At 72.0% G+C, this 16083-nt stretch carries 16 protein-coding genes; 5 read left to right on the top strand and 11 right to left on the bottom strand.

What is annotated here, in order from left to right; translation table 11 throughout:
• Positions 1-6 precede the first annotated feature (6 nt).
• Complete coding sequence (locus KIS93_RS36730) at positions 7-444, top strand: DNA-binding protein (protein WP_080043356.1); 438 nt, start codon at positions 7-9, stop codon at positions 442-444.
• A gap of 21 nt (positions 445-465) precedes the next feature.
• Here the strand turns inward: KIS93_RS36730 and KIS93_RS36725 are convergent, their stop codons facing one another.
• Complete coding sequence (locus KIS93_RS36725) at positions 466-1374, bottom strand: asparaginase (protein WP_080043357.1); 909 nt, start codon at positions 1372-1374, stop codon at positions 466-468.
• A 68-nt stretch (positions 1375-1442) separates the two neighbouring features.
• On the opposite strand from KIS93_RS36725, the gene dtd reads away from it, so the two are divergent.
• Positions 1443-1868 carry a D-aminoacyl-tRNA deacylase gene (dtd, locus tag KIS93_RS36720; protein WP_080043358.1) on the top strand — a complete coding sequence of 142 codons (426 nt, stop codon included), beginning with the start codon at positions 1443-1445 and terminating at the stop codon, positions 1866-1868.
• 818 nt (positions 1869-2686) lie between these two features.
• On the opposite strand, the gene ygfZ is transcribed toward dtd, so the two are convergent.
• The 4 genes from ygfZ to KIS93_RS36700 form a co-directional block, all read right to left on the bottom strand.
• Positions 2687-3625 carry a CAF17-like 4Fe-4S cluster assembly/insertion protein YgfZ gene (gene ygfZ / locus KIS93_RS36715; protein WP_080043359.1) on the bottom strand — a complete coding sequence of 313 codons (939 nt, stop codon included), beginning with the start codon at positions 3623-3625 and terminating at the stop codon, positions 2687-2689.
• 74 nt (positions 3626-3699) lie between these two features.
• Positions 3700-4113: a Fur family transcriptional regulator gene (locus tag KIS93_RS36710; RefSeq protein WP_080043360.1), complete on the bottom strand. Its 414-nt coding sequence runs from the start codon at positions 4111-4113 to the stop codon at positions 3700-3702.
• Positions 4114-4409: 296 nt separating this feature from the next.
• Positions 4410-4709 (bottom strand): DUF2470 domain-containing protein, encoded by a 300-nt coding sequence (locus KIS93_RS36705; protein ID WP_080043361.1) that lies wholly within the window; start codon positions 4707-4709, stop codon positions 4410-4412.
• A gap of 4 nt (positions 4710-4713) precedes the next feature.
• The gene (locus KIS93_RS36700) at positions 4714-5202 is read right to left on the bottom strand and encodes a heme-binding beta-barrel domain-containing protein (RefSeq protein WP_080043362.1); all 489 of its coding nucleotides are present in this window, start codon (positions 5200-5202) and stop codon (positions 4714-4716) included.
• A 62-nt stretch (positions 5203-5264) separates the two neighbouring features.
• Between KIS93_RS36700 and KIS93_RS36695 the strand changes: the two genes are divergently transcribed.
• Positions 5265-5627, top strand: coding sequence for a DsrE family protein (locus tag KIS93_RS36695; protein WP_080047300.1), 363 nt, complete (start codon positions 5265-5267; stop codon positions 5625-5627).
• Here the strand turns inward: KIS93_RS36695 and KIS93_RS36690 are convergent.
• The 6 genes from KIS93_RS36690 to KIS93_RS36665 all read right to left on the bottom strand — a co-directional run bounded on the left by KIS93_RS36690 (position 5621) and on the right by KIS93_RS36665 (position 14575).
• Positions 5621-6415: an ArsR/SmtB family transcription factor gene (locus tag KIS93_RS36690; RefSeq protein WP_080043363.1), complete on the bottom strand. Its 795-nt coding sequence runs from the start codon at positions 6413-6415 to the stop codon at positions 5621-5623. The two genes, KIS93_RS36695 and KIS93_RS36690, sit on opposite strands and share 7 nt — an antisense overlap.
• 70 nt (positions 6416-6485) lie before the next feature.
• Entirely contained in the window at positions 6486-7514 is a 1029-nt protein-coding gene (locus tag KIS93_RS36685) for a YihY/virulence factor BrkB family protein (RefSeq protein WP_080043364.1), read from the bottom strand.
• Positions 7515-7585: 71 nt separating this feature from the next.
• Positions 7586-8299 carry a type 1 glutamine amidotransferase gene (locus KIS93_RS36680; RefSeq protein WP_080043365.1) on the bottom strand — a complete coding sequence of 238 codons (714 nt, stop codon included), beginning with the start codon at positions 8297-8299 and terminating at the stop codon, positions 7586-7588.
• A complete protein-coding gene (locus KIS93_RS36675) occupies positions 8289-9518 on the bottom strand; it encodes a Mur ligase family protein (protein WP_080043366.1) in 1230 nt (409 codons plus the stop codon). The genes KIS93_RS36680 and KIS93_RS36675 overlap by 11 nt, the downstream gene beginning before the upstream one ends.
• A gap of 87 nt (positions 9519-9605) precedes the next feature.
• Positions 9606-12452 carry an ATP-binding protein gene (locus KIS93_RS36670; RefSeq protein WP_230465629.1) on the bottom strand — a complete coding sequence of 949 codons (2847 nt, stop codon included), beginning with the start codon at positions 12450-12452 and terminating at the stop codon, positions 9606-9608.
• Between the two features lie 179 nt (positions 12453-12631).
• Positions 12632-14575 carry a hypothetical protein gene (locus KIS93_RS36665; RefSeq protein WP_186404612.1) on the bottom strand — a complete coding sequence of 648 codons (1944 nt, stop codon included), beginning with the start codon at positions 14573-14575 and terminating at the stop codon, positions 12632-12634.
• A 169-nt stretch (positions 14576-14744) separates the two neighbouring features.
• Here KIS93_RS36665 and KIS93_RS36660 point away from each other — a divergent pair, with 169 nt between their 5' ends.
• Positions 14745-15407 carry a hypothetical protein gene (locus KIS93_RS36660; protein ID WP_080043368.1) on the top strand — a complete coding sequence of 221 codons (663 nt, stop codon included), beginning with the start codon at positions 14745-14747 and terminating at the stop codon, positions 15405-15407.
• Positions 15404-16048, top strand: a complete 645-nt coding sequence (locus KIS93_RS36655; RefSeq protein ID WP_080043369.1) for a hypothetical protein — start codon at positions 15404-15406, stop codon at positions 16046-16048. Before KIS93_RS36660 ends, KIS93_RS36655 begins: the two co-directional genes overlap by 4 nt.
• Positions 16049-16083 lie beyond the last annotated feature (35 nt).

Below are 16083 nucleotides of genomic sequence, written 5' to 3'. Positions count from 1 at the left end.
GATCACATGCCTTCCGACGCCGACCTCTTCAACCCACCGCAGCCCGAGCAGGCCAGGGCGCAGCGCGTCTACGCGTCCCTGCACCGCATCGCCGAGCGGCACGCGGCCACCGACGAGCAGCGCCGGCGCCAGGTCCACCCGTCGGCGCTCGCGCCGCACGAGGCCGTCCGGCTCGTGACGTTCCTCCTCAGCGGGGCCGCGCCGCTCGACGACGGCGAAGCGGCCGTCGACCACGCCGACATCACCGCCGCCCTCACCCTCGTCCCGCTGGTGCGGGGAGAGCTGGACGCGCTCGAGGCCACGCTGCTCCAGCTCGCCCGCGGTCGCGGCATGACCTGGCAGGACATCGCCTTCGGCCTCGGCCTCGGCACCCCCCAGGCCGCCCGGCAACGCTACGAACGCCTCGCCGACCGCGTCCCGGACGACCAGCCACCCGTTTCCTGAAGCACCCCGAGCCGGGCCACCTCAGCGGACCCGCAGCTCACCGACCGGCCGGCCGCCGCCCAGCACCACACCCCTGGCCAGCTCATCCAGCTCGGGCGCGTCCAGGCCCAGCGAGCGCAGCGCCGCCACGGTCACGGGCACGCGGGCGCGCGGGGAGCCGTCCTCGATCTTGACGGTGCCCGCGCGCCCGTCCTCGAACGCGAACGCGTCGAACGCCTCCGCCCCCGCCTTCAGCATCAGCCCCGGCAACGCCCGCATCAGCTTCGCCTCCGGCCGGTCCGTGCCGGAGGTCCACTCCGGGTAGGTGCGCATCGCGTCGAAGATCTTGCGCTCGTACGAGTCCTCCGACGACATCGGGAACGCCCGGAACGCCTTCGTCACCCCCAGCATCGAGACGAAGAACAGCGGCGCCCCGCACCCGTCCACCCCCGAGGCCGCCACCCGCTCGCCGGTCAGCTCCTCCACCGTCTCCCGGATCGCCCGCTGCAGCGGATGCGCCGGCTCCAGGTAGGTGGTCAGCGGCCAGTCGTTCGCCACGCAAGTGGCCAGCATGGCGGCGTGCTTGCCCGAGCAGTTCATGTAGACGCGCCCGCGCTCCGTCACCGCGCGATCGAACGGATAATCCTCCGGGCACCGCAACGCCGACTCGTCCAGCCCCGCGCCCGCCAGGATCTTCCTGACGCCGTCCACGTGAAAGGGCTCACCGGAGTGCGAGGCACAGGCCAGCGCCAGCAGCTCACCCTCCAGCCGCAGGCCACTGCGCAACATGCCGAGCAGTTGCAGCGGCTTCATCGACGACCGCGGCGAGGCCGGCACGTGCACCGCACCCCTGGTCTCGACCGGGCGGCCGGCCGCGTCCACGGTCAGCATGCGGGCCTGATGCGTCGACTCCACGAACCCGGACCGGACAACTTCCACAATCATCGACATATCGCTTTCCCTTTCGACATTCGACATGAGTGTATGAAGCGTTCGGTCCTGGTCCAGAATGGGATGCCATGCGAGCAGTCGTACAGAGAGTCAGCTCGGCCTCGGTCGAGGTCGACGGCCAGGTCGTCGGCGCCATCACCGAGCCCGGCCTCCTCGTCCTGGTAGGCGTCACCCACACCGACACGCCCGCCGAAGCCGCCAAGCTCGCCGCCAAACTCTGGGGCCTGCGCATCCTGCACGGCGAGAAGTCCTGCTCCGACGTGTCCGCCCCGCTCCTGGTCATCAGCCAGTTCACCCTGTACGGCGACGCCCGCAAGGGCCGCCGCCCCACCTGGCAAGCCGCCGCCCCAGGGCCTGTGGCTGAACCGTTGGTGGATGCGGTGGTGGCGGAACTACGGGCACTGGGGGCCCGGGTGGAGACCGGGGTCTTCGGGGCCGACATGAAGGTCTCACTGGTCAACGACGGCCCGATCACCCTGGTCGTGGACATGTGACATTTCGGCCCCCGCCCCCCACTCCCACCCTGGGCACCGCGCACATTGCGCCGCCCACCACCACACACCGCCCCGCCGACCCGGCGCCGGCCCGCCCGCCACGCAGGCCCTGGCAGGACAGGGCACGGGCCACACGTGCCACGCAAGCCCACCACACGTGCCGCGCAAGCCCACCGCACGGCCGCCCACCACGCCACCCCGGGCGCCGCGCACGTTGCGCCGAGCACCACCGCACACCGACCCGCCGACCCGGCGCCGGTTCGCACCAGGCGGGTCGGCACGTGAGCCTGCGTGGGCAGTCCGAGGTGCGGGCCACACGTGCCGAGCAAGCCCACCGCACGGCCGCCCACCACGCCACCCCGAGCGCCGCGCACGTTGCGCCGGGCACCACCGCACACCGACCCGCCGACCCGGCGCCGGTCCACACGAGGCGCCCGCCACGCAGGCCCGAGCATGGGCGCCAGCCGGAGGCGCACGCCGGGCGCACCAGCCGGACATGCACACCCCCAGCGCCCCGGCGCGGATCCCGACGCGCAAGCGGCGCGCCACACGTGCCACGCAAGCCCACCACACGACCGGACACCACGCCACCCTGGGCGCCGCGCGCGTTGCGCCGGGCGCCACCGCACACCGGCCCGCCGACCCGGCGCCGGTTCGCATCAGGCACTCCGGCACGTGAGCCTGCGCGGGCTGTCCTGCGCGGGCGGGTCGGCGCGAGGGCCGAGGGGCGGGCGGCGGGCGCCGTGAGTCGGGCGCGTAGGCCGGTGCGGTGGCGCGCGGCGCGTGGGTAAGGTGCGGGCCCGGGTGGGGTGGTGGGGTTAGCGGATGCGGCGGCGGAGGGAGGGGTCGATGGTGACGTTGCGGCCGGCGTCCGGGGGGACGATGACCTCCTGGGAGGCCGCTACCCCGCCCGCCAGAAGGGGTGCGTCCACCGGGACCGTGCGTTTGACGACGGCCAGGGCGATGGGGCCCAGCTCGTGGTGGCGGGCGGCGGAGCCGACGACGCCCACCTCCTGGCTTTCGAAGATCACGGGCGCGCCGTGCGCGGGCAGGGTGTCGACGCTGCCGTCCAGGTGCAGGAAGACCAGGCGCCGCGGCGGGTGGCCCAGGTTGTGGACGCGAGCCACCGTCTCCTGGCCGCGGTAGCAGCCCTTGCTGAGGTGGACGGCCGCGCCGATCCAGCCCACCTCGTGCGGGATCGTCTTGTGGTCGGTCTCGAAGCCGAGCCGGGGCCGGTGCGCCTCGATGCGCAGCGCTTCGTACGCCCACAGCCCCGCCAGCGGCTTGCCCAGGTGGTCGGCGAGCTCGGCGCGCGGCACGAGGAAGTCTTCGGTGGCCGTGGACAGGACGGCCAGGTCGTCGGCCCGTGAGACCTCGACGCGCAGCATGAACCGCATGCGGTCGAGGTAGTCGATCAGGCTCTGCGCGGTGCCCGGCTCCACGTGGGCCAGGACGCTCTCGCCGTCGTCGGTGAGCGTGAGGTGGTGCTGGACGCGGCCCTGGAGGTCGAGGTCGAGCGTCTGCGTCCACTCGCCCGGTTTGAGCGTGTCGAGCTTTTGCGAGGTGAGGTCGTTGAGCCATTTCAGGCGGTCCGCGCCGGAGATGCGGATCACCTCGCGGTTGCTGCGGTCGACGACCGCCTCTCCCTTGACCAGTGCGCGCTGCTCGGCGAACAGGTCGCCGTAGTGCGCGGCTACGTCGGAGTCGGGGGCGTCCGCCGGTACGGCGCCCGGGAGGTCGAGCAGAGGGCTACGCATGCCATCCAGGCTATCCGTACCGCCGGCGCCCGTTGCCCGGTGCCCGTCGCACTCGCCCGGGGTGGTGAGGGGGGTCAGCAGCAGTTGCGGCAGCGGCCGAAGACCGTGAGGTGGTGGACGTCGGCGACGAAGCCGAGCTCCTCGTCCAGCCCCCTGACCAGCCCGTCCGCCAGCTCGGGCCGGACCTCGAACACCTCGTCGCACCCCCGGCACACCAGGTGCACGTGGTCGGCCTCGGCGGCCAGGTGGTAGGTGGGGGCGCCGTGGCCGAGGTGGGTGTGGGTGACCATGCCGAGCTCTTCGAGCAGCTCCAGCGTGCGGTAGACGGTGGAGATGTTGACGCCGCGGGCGGTCTGGCGGACCTTGACGCAGATCTCCTCGGGTGTGGCGTGCTCCAGCTCCTTGACCGCCTCCAGCACGAGCTGGCGCTGGGGGGTGACCCGGTAGCCCTTGGCGCGGAGTTCCTCATGCCACTGCGTCTCGGTCATGCCTTCGATACTACGGCCGGACGATATTCACTTGCCCGTTTCGCGGCGGAGCGCATAGCTTCTTGGGTACGCGGAAAGGAGGTGGTCCGAATAATGGTTAGTCATAGTCGGGCTAGCGAGGTGGTTGTCCGCTGACGTCGCGGACTGTTGTCTCGTGACGTGACGCGAATACGAGGCAACCACCGGGGCCCCTGGCAGCCGGAGGGCGGGACGTTCGATCCCGACCATGGTCCATCCGGCCCGCCGCATCGGCGGAGTGTTGCCTGGGGCCCTCTTCAATTTCCGGGGTGATGTGGTCAGTGTTCGCCGCGGGCCGGGAGGCCGAGCTTGGCGCACGCCTCGCGGTAGAGCCGTACGACGGCCTTGCGCACCTGGGCGCGTTCGGTGAGGGTCTCGCCCCAGGGCACGCGCACCCGCTCGCCCCCGTCGATCGTGAACGTGATGGCTTCGGCGTCGACGTCGCTGGTGAGCGCCGTCTGGGCGTCGGGCCGGCCGCCGAGGGCGCGGACGATGGTCAGCCCGTCGTCGGCGTGGTCGTCGTTCATGTGCCGCTTGATCGCCTCGACGACGTCGGCGGTGAACGGGGCGCCGCTCATGGGGTCAGGCCACCTTCTTCAGCTCGGCCGACATGTGGTCGGTGAGGGGGTGCCCGACGGCGGCCATCTCGTAGGCCCACATGAGGTTGCCGTTGACGAGGCCGTAGAGGCGGTGGCCGGCGGTGTACTCCTTGGCGGAGGCGGTGCGCGCGACCACGTCCGTGCGCAGCTCGATCTTGTGGAAGACGACCTCGCCGATGTAGATCTCGACGATCCCGGTGGGGTGCGACAGCACGACCTCGATCTGCCGGTCGGGCTGGGGCCGCCAGTAGCCGGACTCGGTGGCCAGCGGTTTGACGCGGTTGCCGGCCTCGTCGAGCAGCCAGGTGCGGCTCACGTAGGTCAGGAACGGTTTGCCGTTGTGGCCGAACTCGATCTCCTGGCCGAAGTTGAAGCTCTCGATCGTCGGGTAGCCGCCCACGCCGGCGCCTTCCCACCGCCCGAGCAGGAACGCGATGGGCTCCAGGTCGGGGTGCACCTCAGGTTCTTCCATGGTACTCAAGCGTAGTGGCGTGGCACGCCCGTACGGGCTCGTGCGGGGCTAGGGTGGCGGACATGGCACGATCACTGGTGATCAAGGTGACCGCGGGGGCCGACGCTCCCGAGCGCTGCAACCAGGCGTTCACGGTCGCGGCCGCCGCGCTCGCGAGCGGTGTATCCGTTTCCCTGTGGCTGACCGGCGAGTCGTCGTGGTTCGCGCTCCCGGGCAGGGCGAAGGAGTTCGCCCTGCCGCACGCCGCTCCGCTGGCCGACCTGCTCGACGCCGTGCTGGCGGCCGGCCGGGTGACGCTCTGCACGCAGTGCGCCGCCCGCCGCAACATCACCGTGGACGACCTCATCGAGGGGGTCCGCATCGCAGGGGCGCCGGCGTTTGTGGAGGAGGTCACGACGGAGGGCGTGCAGGCGCTGGTCTACTGACCGGCGGGCAGGGTCTGGCCGGTTTCCAGCAGGGTCTTGAGGCTGGACAGGATCTGCGGCCAGCCGCCGCTGATGCCCTTGCGCACGGCGCTGCCGGGCCCGAAGCCGCCGTGCGTGACGGTCAGCTTGACCTGCTCCCCCTGCTGCTCGATGTCGAAGCTGACGGCGGACCTCGGGTCGTTCATGAGGGAGTCGAGCTGGTCGGCACTGAACCCGGCGACCCGGGCGAACTCCGGCGTGAAGGTGTGCCAGGTGTAGGCCAGGCGCCTGCCGGGCTCCGACTCCAGCACGACCTGCTCGGGGTCCTTCATCGTGACGCCCTGGTACTCCCAGGTCACGGGTGATCCGACGGCCCAGTCGGAGTCGAGCTTGACGCCCCAGTAGCGCTCGGTCCAGGCGGGGTCGGTGAGCGCCTGCCAGAGGCGTTCGGGGGTGGTGCGGATGTAGGTGGTGTAGACGAAGTCGGGGTCGTTGGCCATCGGGTGGTCCTCCAGAGCCGTTTTGAGATCCGCCAGGGCGTCGGCGCGCCGGCGGTCGTACCTGTTGATCCAGCGCTCGGCGATGGCGTTGATCGGCACGGCGTTCAGGTAGTGCAGTTTCTCCCGCCCGCGCCGCACGGTGGTGACCAGGTTGGCCTCCTCCAGCACGGCGAGGTGCTTGCTGACCGACTGCCTGGCCATGTCGAGCCCCGCGCACAGCTCGCGCAGGGTCTGGCCGTTGCGCGCGTTCAGGCTGTCGAGCAGCCTGCGGCGGCTGGCGTCCGCCAGCGCCTTGAACACTTCGTCCATCGTCTCTCGCCATCCCAACATGCAGCCGTTCGGCTGCCTTTTCCAAAATAGGCAGCCGAACGGCTGCATGTCAAACCCTCCTGAAGACCCTTCTGAACGCGGCGATCACCGCCGACCCCACCTCACCCACGAAGGGCTCGCGCTCCTCCTCGGCCGTGGGCCCCGGGTCGGGGTGCGCGGGCTCGACGCAGCCGGCCCGGCACGCCTCCAGCTGCGCCGCGAACGCCAGCCCCAGGAAGAGCGCGACCGAGCTGAGGAACGACCACAGCAGCAGCGCCATGACGGCCGTCAACGGCCCGTACGTGTCGCCGAACGTGCTGTTGTACTCGGTGTAGGCGGCCAGGCCCAGCGTGAACAGCGTCCATAACCCGAGCGCCACCAGCGCGCCCACGGCCAGCCACGTGTGCCCCGGCTGCCGGCGCCGCGGCGCGGCCCGGAACAGCGTGACCATGGACGCCAGCGCCAGCAGGAAGCCGAGCGGCCAGCGGGCCACGGCGAAGGCCCGGCGGGCCCCGGCACCCCAGCCGAACGTCTCGCCCAGCGCGTGCCCGAGCTCGCCCCCGCCCACCAGCACCGTGAACCCGGTGATCATGCACAGGCCCGCGGTCAGCGCGAGCACCACCGCTCTGGCGTACTTGCGGTGGAACGGCCGGTCGCGCTCCACGCCGTAGATCCGGTTCGCCCCCCGCTCGAACTGGGCCATCGCCGTGGTGAGCGAGGCCAGCGTGGTGGCCAGGCCCAGCCAGAGCGCCAGCTCGTCCTTGGCGCCCTTCCCGCCGTCGAGCACCTCCGAGACCGCCCGCGCGCCGCCGCCGGGCGCCAGGGCGCTCAGCGTGAGCCGCAGCACCCGGCCCAGCTCCTCCTGGTGGGTGACCGCGCTCAGGCCGACCACGGCGATGGCGCCGGGGATGATGGCCAGGCAGATCTGGAAGGCCAGGGCCCGCGCGTGGCTCATGCCGTCGCCGTAGCGGAACCTGACGAACGAGTCGCGCACGAAGTGCCAGACGCCGTACTTGCGCAGCGTCTCCCAGGCGTCGTCGGCGGACAGCTCCTCGCCGCCCATCGTGCGCGTCTGGGGGACGGTGACCGTGGATCCCACGGCGGACGTCCTACCCCAAGACCGGCATCATTCGCCCCCGGCCGCGGGAGCGGCCGGGGGGCGGGTCGCGGTCAGTCTTGCAGGACGGTCGCCAGGCGCTCCTGGCGCAGCGCCTCGTAGCGGGAGTCGTCGAGCGGCGGCAGGTCTCCCACCCGCCACGACAGCAGCAGGTCCGCCAGCGCGGGGTTGCGGGCCAGCGCCGGCCCGTGCAGGTACGTGCCCACCACGTGCCCGGCGTAGCAGCCCTCGAAGCCGTCGCCGTTGCCCACGCCCTTGACCGTCTTCGACAGCGGCCGGACGCCGGGGCCGAGGTGGGTGACGCCCATGTGGTTCTCGAAGCCGGTCAGCGTGGGCAGGTTGAGAGCCGCGTCCACCTCGGCGACCAGCTCGCCCACCGCGCGGGCGGGGCCGCGGGAGCTGGAGATGTCGAGCAGGCCGATGCCCTCGACCGGCTGGCCCTCCTCGCCGCCGAACGTGGTGCCCATGATCTGGTAGCCGGCGCACACGGCCAGCAACGAAGCACCGCGCGCGATCGCGCGGTGCAGGCCGCCGTCCTTGCGCAGCCGCCGGGCGGCCAGGATCTGCGGGCGGTCCTCGCCGCCGCCGATCAGGTAGATGTCGCCGGTCTCGGGGACCGGATCGGCCGAGCGGACGTGGATCGTCTCCGTCTCGATCCCCCGGCGCTGCGCCCGCTGCTCCAGGACCAGCACGTTGCCCTGGTCACCGTACGTGCTCATCAGGTCGGGATAGATCCAGACGATGCGAAGGGCGCTGTCAGACGGCACGGCCGAACTCCGATCGGATCTGCTGGAAGGCGGTGTAGTTGGCGATCACGTCCACCCGCCCCGGCGGCTGCATGGCCAGCGCCTCCATGAACGTGCCGCACAACGTGAAGGGCACGTCGGCGACGTCGAGGCGCAGCGCGAGGTCGAGCCGGCGCTCGCCGGTGACGAACACGGGACGGCCGCGCAGGATGCGGTAGTCGACGTCCCACAGCCACGACGTGTCACGCCCGTCGGGGCCCTGCGCGTTGACCGACAGGATGATCGGCAGCTGCGGGTCGGCGACGTCGAACGCCTCCAGCCAGCCCGCCGGGTTCTTCGCCAGCAGCAGCCGCGCGTGCCGCCCGTCGCGCTCGACGGTGGTGTAGCGGCCCGCCACCGAGGTCACCTCGCGCAGCCGGGGCAGCGCCCGGTCGACCGGCACCCCGAACGTCTCGGCCACCGCCAGCGCCATCACCGCGTTGGAGCGGTTGGCCTGGCCGGGCAGCTGGATGTCGAGCAGCCAGCGCTGCCCGCGCGGGTCGATCGCCGCGTCGCCGTCGACCACCCACTGCGGCTCGGGACGGTGGAACGTGCACTCCCGGCACGCCCAGTCGGCGTCCTTGCGGTCGAGCGGGCCGCCGCACTCGGGGCAGCACCACGAGTCCTCCTTCCACCGCTGGCCGCCCGAGACCCAGGTGACCTTGGCGGCGGTGGAGGCGCCCCACGTGACGAGCGGGTCGTCGCAGTTGGCGATGACGTGGGTGGGCTTGCCGGACAGGGCCTTGCGCCACTTCTGGGCGAGCAGCCAGATCTCGGCCGCGCGGTCCATCTGGTCGCGGCTGAGGTTCATCAGGCAGACGACGCCGGCGCCGGTCGTGGCGAGCACCTCGGGCAGGTATTTCTCATCCACCTCCAGCACGCCGTACGGGGCTCGCTTGTGCTGGGAGAGCGCGGAGACGTGACCGGCGGGCATGTTGGCCCCGAAGGCGTTGGTGGCCACCTCACCGAGCTCCAGCAGCGCCGAAGTGATGAGCCGGGTGGTGGTGGTCTTGCCGTTGGTCGCACTGACCAGGGCCAGCTTGCGGTCGCGGGCGAGCTGGCGCAGGAGGTCGGGCTCCAGCAGCAGGCCGACCCGTCCGCCGATCACCGAGCCGTCGCCACGCCCGGTCATCCTGGACAGCGTGGCGGCGCTGCGGCCCAGGGCACTGGCGAGCTGGGCCCGCAGAGGAAGCTGGGTCATGTGCATGGATCCTAGTCGGCGTTGGCCCCAAGTCTGGAGACACGCGCGAAAACCCGGCCGTTTGCGATCAAGACGCGGTGGCGGCGGTCATGAGCCCGGCGGTTCCGTGAAGGCGATCTCCGGGGAGCCGCCGTGCTCGAACGGCAGCACGAAGCGGCGCGGCCACGACAGCACGCTCTCCAGCCACCCCGCCCCCATCGTCTGCCCCACGTGCCGGATCCTGGCCGAGGACTCGACGCCGATCGCGACCGTCACGATGTCGCGCTGCACGCCCTCGTGCTCGTCGTCGCCGAGGATGACCCGCCAGGCCAGCGCCCTGTTGTGGTCCACCTCCATCGACAGCGGGTGGTGGCGCAGGGCCTTGGCGCGGTGGCCGAGCAGCTCGGGCTCGACGGAGCCGTGGCCGCCGCCGGGCTGGCGGAACAGGGCGTACTCCATGGGCGGGGCGGGGCTGCGCAGGTTCGGGGCCGGCTGCCCGTACGGGAAGAGCCGGTCCACCTCGTGCAGCCAGCGCACCTGCGGGATGACCCACGAGGCGCCGGGGCGCTCGCCGCCGCTGTCGGCGCCGGCCAGCAGCCGGGTGGCGGTCTCGGCGGCCTTCTCGGTCAGCAGGGCCGGGTCGAACCAGGTGCGCAGGGCCCAGGCGCGCCGCTGCACCGCCCGTTCCACAAGAGTGGCGAGCAGGCACTCGCGGCGCCGCGCCGGCAGCTCCGCCCAGGCGGCCGACAGGGCGCGCGGCACGCCGGGCAGCGGCCGGTTGCCGACGAAGGCCAGCACGACCGTGTCGCACCAGATGCGCAGCCACGCCCATTCGGCCGCGCCGGCCAGCACGTCGGCCTCGCGCAGCTCGACGAGCGTGCACGCCTGCCCGGTGCGGCACTGCGCGCCGCAGGCGGCCGAGCGGCGCCCGCGGATCGGCGGCGGCGGCCCCGGCAGCGCCTTCTCCCTGGACTCCCCGAGCGGGACGCGCACCCGCAGCGGCCGGTCCATGCCGCCGGCGAACACCGCCGCCGAGCCCGGCTGCAGCGAGACCACGTGGCGGGACTGCTCGTCGCTGAGGTTCATGGCGGCGCCGACGAGCTGCCGGTCGTCCTCGGCGGGCAGCCGGTGCACGACCTTCAGCGCCGTGTTCTTGACGACGTCGGAGACGAGCTTGGTGGGGATCTGCTCGGCCACCACGATGCCCTCCCCGTACGCCCTGATCTCGGCGAGCATCCCGGCCATCAGCTCGACCGCGTGGGTGGAGGCCCGGCCGGTGCCGCGGTCGCGCAGCAGCCGGTGCGCCTCCTCGATGACGATGACGTGCCGCAGCCCGCCGGAGCGCTCCCGCCTGGCCCGCATGCGGAGGTGCTCCACAATCCGGATGATCAGGGTGCCCATGAGGAACGCCTTGTCCTCGTCGTTGGCGACGTCCTCGATGGCGAGCACGACCTGGCGCTCCAGCAGGCCGCCGATGTCGGCGGGGTGGCCGCCCTCGAAGAAGCGGCCGGCGGAGCCGACGCGCAGCGAGCGCAGCCGCAGCGAGATGAAGCCCTCCACGTCGGCCTGCACCTCGCGGCCGTAGCCGATCTCCTTGATCACGTCCATGGCGTGCCGCTGGAGCTGTTCGAGGGTGGGGACGCTGGGCGGGACGTTCGAGCCGGGCACGGCGCCGCCGGTGACGACGTCCCAGCCGGTCGCCTCGTAGACGCGTTGCAGCGCCAGCGACATGATCTGCGGGAACGGCTCCTCGGCGTCGAAGGCGGCCATGAACAGCGCCCTGACCATGTCGATGTGCGCCTGGACGGGGTAGCCGGGCTCGGGTTCGAGCGGGTTGACGCTGAACGGCACGCCGTCGGGCGCCGACGGGTTGATCACGGTGACGGGGTCGTCGACGCGGCCGGCCATGGCGGCGTACTCGGACTTGGCCGGCTCGATGGCCAGCCACGGGATGCGGGCCCTGCTGAGCTGCTCCAGCAGGTGCCGCACGGTCTGCGACTTGCCCGAGCCGGTGGCGCCCGTGACGAACGCGTGCCGGTTCAGGGTGGCCAGCGGCACCCGGAACGCGCCCACCCCCCGGTCCTGGCCGTCGAGGATCTCGCCGAGCTCCAGCTCGCCGCCGTCCGACTCGGAGGTCACGTCGAAGAAGCCCGAGTCCAGCACGCGCACGCCGGGCACCTCCCGCCGGGGCAGCCCGGCCAGCGCGGCCAGCGCCCCCGCGGTGGCGGCGAACGGGGCGGCGGCGCCGTCGGCCGGGTCCTGCATGGTGATCGCCAGCGCTTCCGTCAGCGTGTACGCGGCCCCGTGCGAGCTGCGCAGCCGGTACGGGTGCTGGCTCATCTCGACGGACCCGACGAGCACGGGCGCGATCTGCCGCAGCTCCTCGGCCGTGGCCCCGCCGGCCAGCACGCGCACGTTCCACAGGCCGGCCTCGCGGAAGGCGTCCAGCTCCTGCATGCGCCGCTCGGCCCGCTCGGCGTCGAAGCGGGAGCGTTCGGAGGCGTCGCCGTACTGCCGCAGCACGTTGAGCTGCGTGCGCAGGTGCGCCACCTCGGCGTCGAGCAGGTCGGTCGGCTCGGCGACGACCAGCCACGCGAACGGCCGCGACATGAGCGTCACCAGCGTCGACTCGAACAGCGTGGGCCGTTTCAGCTCGTCGGGGTCGAACTCGCGCCCCTTGCTGCCCAGCGGCGGCGCCTGCCGCCCCGGGCACGGCGTCCACACCAGGTCCGACAGGTCGGCCAGGTACTCCTCGTTCAGCAGCACCCCGCGCGCGCCGCCCGGGAACAGCAGCGGCTGCGGCCCGCTCGGGTCGTCCGGCAGGTCGGTGGACCTGCGCGGCTGGCGCGGCGGCGACAGCGGGCCCGCGTTCGTGATGAGTTCGAGCGGCGCCCCCGAGCCCCGGGACAACCAGCCGATGACGAACGGCCGGCCACGCTGCGCCGCAGACAGCACCGCGGGAAGCACGGTGACGAAATCCCACTCCGCCGACGAGCTTCGCGAGGGTGCTGCGATCGACTGAATTCGATACCAGGGCCCGCTCAGCGAGACACTCGGCTGCATTTCAATCCCCCACAGACGGTTCTTTGTTAAATTCCGCCAACCGTCAGCTCGTCACGTTGACATTGACCATGTCATTGCCTGCCCTTGCGCCAGTCCAGGCGTGGCGGTGGTGGCCCGAGGTTCGGCGGCGGCTCTCCGTTGCCGTCGCCGGCCCGGGGGTCGAGGGCCAGGACGGCCTCACGGACGTCCTCCAGCTCGCCGAGCGTGGTCTTGGGGAAGGTGAGGATGGCCGGGTTCGCGTCGGCGAGGCGGACCCGGCGGCCGTCGGCGGTGGCGTCCGTGACGATCACGGACGTCGTGGGGAGCTGCTGGAGCTGGTGCGGCTCGACGAGGAACTCGCGCGAGCGCTGCAGCACCCGCTCCTTCTCGGAGATCTTGTCGGCGGTCCTGCCCCACTCGGTGGACTCGGTGATGTCCTCGGCCAGGTCGGCGCGGTCGCCGTCGTGCTCCTCCCGGTCGTCCTCGACCTGGGAGATCGTGGAGGTGTAGCCGCCGTCCAGGCCCGGCAGCGACTCGCTGATCGTCTCGGTGAGCTGGGCCAGCTCCAGGCGGTGCTCGGTGCCGACGTGCTCGCTGGCGACCCGCGCGTCCTCGGCGTTGCCGAGCCGCATGAACGCGACCGCCGCGTGCCCCCTGCCGAGCCGTTCCCGCACGGTCGGGGTCAGCGACCGGTACGTCAGCACGAGCCCCGTCCGGGAGGTCTCGCAGGCGTCCATGAGCCGGTCGAGCACGTCGCCCCTGAGCTTGTCCGCGCCCGCCACGATGATCGTGTGGTACCAGGGCCGGTCGGAGGAGGGCGACTGGCGCAGGATGTGGGTCAGGGCGGTCGCCACGTACGTGCCGAGCACCCGGTTGCCGAACACCCCGGCCTGCCGGTCCATGCTCACCACCCGCAGCCTGGCGGGCGGCAGCCGCACGGCCTCGGTGCCGAGCGTCTCCAGCTTCCGGAGCTGCGACTCCAGCGCCCAGGCCCGCTCGATCACCACCCGGTCGCTCACGCCGCGCCCGAACAGCGTGCCGATGCGTTCGAGCTGCGTCGCCGTGATCAGCCCGAACCGCAGGTCGTCGCGCGGGTCGCCCACCTGCGCCAGCGCCCGCAGCGCGGCGGTGACCTGGCTGATCGTCGCGTTCTCCCCCAGCACCTCCAGGACGCGCTCCAGGATCGCGTTGTCGAAGCTGAGGTCGCGGGTGCTGCGCTGCTCCTCGCTCACGCTCACCACGTGGGCCAGCACGTCCGCGAACGCCTCCGGCTTGAGCGTGGCGCCCAGGTCGAGCTTCGGCAGATCGACCGGCAGCACCCACACCAGCGGGTCGTCGCCGCCCTTGCGGGCCAGCTCGATGAGGTCCTTCGCGATCGCGCCCTCCGACAGGTCCAGCACGGTCAGGTGCCCGCCGCTGTAGAGCCGGGTGGCGCCCAGCAGCGTGACCAGCGCGGACCAGCCGGGTAAGGTGCCGCCCGCCACGTCGATGCGGTCGATCTCGTCCGGTACGGCCACCGCGTACCAGGTGAGCTGCCGGTCGTAGCGCTCCTTCGACTCCTGCCACTCCCGGTAGCGCTGGGCGTGCTCCTCCTGGGCGCGGAACAGGTCCTTGTCGCGTTCCCTGCGCTGCCGCTCGTCCCTGGCCTGCTGCTCCAGCACCCGGTACTTGACGGCCCGGTCGCCCTGCAGCAGCGCGTAGCTGAGGATCGCCGCCACGCCGCCCGCGGCGACCAGCGCGACCAGCGCGAACGGCCAGGCCAGGTAACCGGCCAGGGCGGCGGCGAGGATCACCACGGTCAGGGCCAGCATGACCAGGCGCAGGAACCGTACCGGCCGGTTGAGCATGTCCTCCTGCAGCCGCTCGCGGCGCAGCAGCTCCTGCCGGACGGGATCGGGCCCCTCCGGGGGCTCCTCCTCGACGGGCGAGGGACGCTTGGGCGGCGGGCCGGGGTCGGGGTGCAGCAGGATGTACTGCCAGCCCAGGTAGATGCGGTCCGCCTGGAGCTGGGCATGCTCGGGATGCACGTCCGTCACGTGACCCTCCGGCCGCCGATATGTCATGAGGAGTAGGGGTCAGCCCTTCCGCTCCGTGACAGCGTATGAGCTACAACCGCTATAGCGGCAGGGTTCTCGGCAATTTCGACCGGTCCGATGGGAGCATTGCGGCAGATGGGACAAGCGAGACCTATTACCATTCGTACCCATGACGGAACCCTCCGGCGGCAGCACTGACAAGCCCAGACGCCCGGTAGCCGTCCCGGCGATCGCCCTGGTGGCCATCACGGTCGTCGGCATCACCGCGCTGCTGGGCGGTCTGAACGAGGCCCCGGAGGAGCCGGAGACGCTCGGGCCGGGCGCGGTGCTCGACCAGGGCCGCTACACCACCAAGTTCGTCGAGTCGCGCGTGACGGTGGAGCGCGCCGACTCCGACTTCGCCGAGGACAAGCGGTTCCTGGAGCTGGTCTTCGACGTCACCAACACCAGCGACGAGACCTCCGGGGTGGGGAACCCGCCCGCCAAGATCGAGCTCGCCTACCAGGCCGCCGACTTCGCCGGCTCCCTCGTCAAGATCTCCCCGGCGTTCCCCGAGGACGCGGGGCCGTTCAGCTTCGTCCGGGTCAAGGGGGGCGAGAGCCGGCAACTGCACCCCGGGGTCACCCGCCAGGTGATCGTCCGGTACACGCTGAAAGAGGGCCAGCAGCCCCCGGACAAGATCACTCTCGACGTGGGCGCCTTCGAGTACTCCGAAGATCCCGTCGCCGCCGTCCCGCACTGGGGGCTGGAGAGCAAGGAGGCCGGCAAGGGATTCCTGCCCGAGATCAAGGCCCGGGTGGTCCTGCCGGTCAAGAAGGGTGACACGACGTGACCGCAACAGAGCAGGCGCCCGCCGTCGTGCCGTCCCGCCGCGAGAGACGCGAACGGCGCCGCCAGAGCGGCGGAGCCAGAGCGCTCGGCGCGGTCGCCGGCGTGCTCCTGATCGCCGCCGCCGTGTGGGTGCAGTCCCACCACATGACCGACAACGAGTTCAGCGACGCGCTCGTCTACACCGGCGACAAGGGCGAGGCCGTCGACGCGCGGCGCTTCAGCCTGCGGCTCGAATCCCTCACCACCGCCAAGGCGATCCAGAGCAGCACCACCACCGTCGAAACCGACGAGCTCTTCCTCATCCTCACCGTCAAGGCCAAGTCCGCCGTCAAGCCCTACCACCTCGGGCAGCCGGTGCTGGAGACCGCCGACGGCAAGAAGTTCGACGCCACGGACCGGGTGCCGTCCACCGTGACACTCCAGCAGAAGTGGGTGCAGCCGGACATCTGGACCAGCGGCCGGTACTTCTTCGAGGTGCCGGCCTCGGCACTGCCCGGCGCGAGCGTCACGTTCGGCCTGCCGGCCACCTTCATCGTGGAGTCCTACCAGCCCTCGGTCGAGATCGACCTCGGCCTCGACGAGGAGGCCGCCAAGAAGCTGGCCGCCGCGCCGCAGAACGTCTACTCGACCGACAAGAAGTGATCGCAGCATGAGTTCGCACGACGAGCGCGACTGGT

The sequence above is a fragment of the [Actinomadura] parvosata subsp. kistnae genome, from assembly GCF_900323885.1.
GTDB classification, from domain to species: domain Bacteria; phylum Actinomycetota; class Actinomycetes; order Streptosporangiales; family Streptosporangiaceae; genus Nonomuraea; species Nonomuraea composti.
This window is presented reverse-complemented; position numbering and strand designations above follow the sequence as displayed.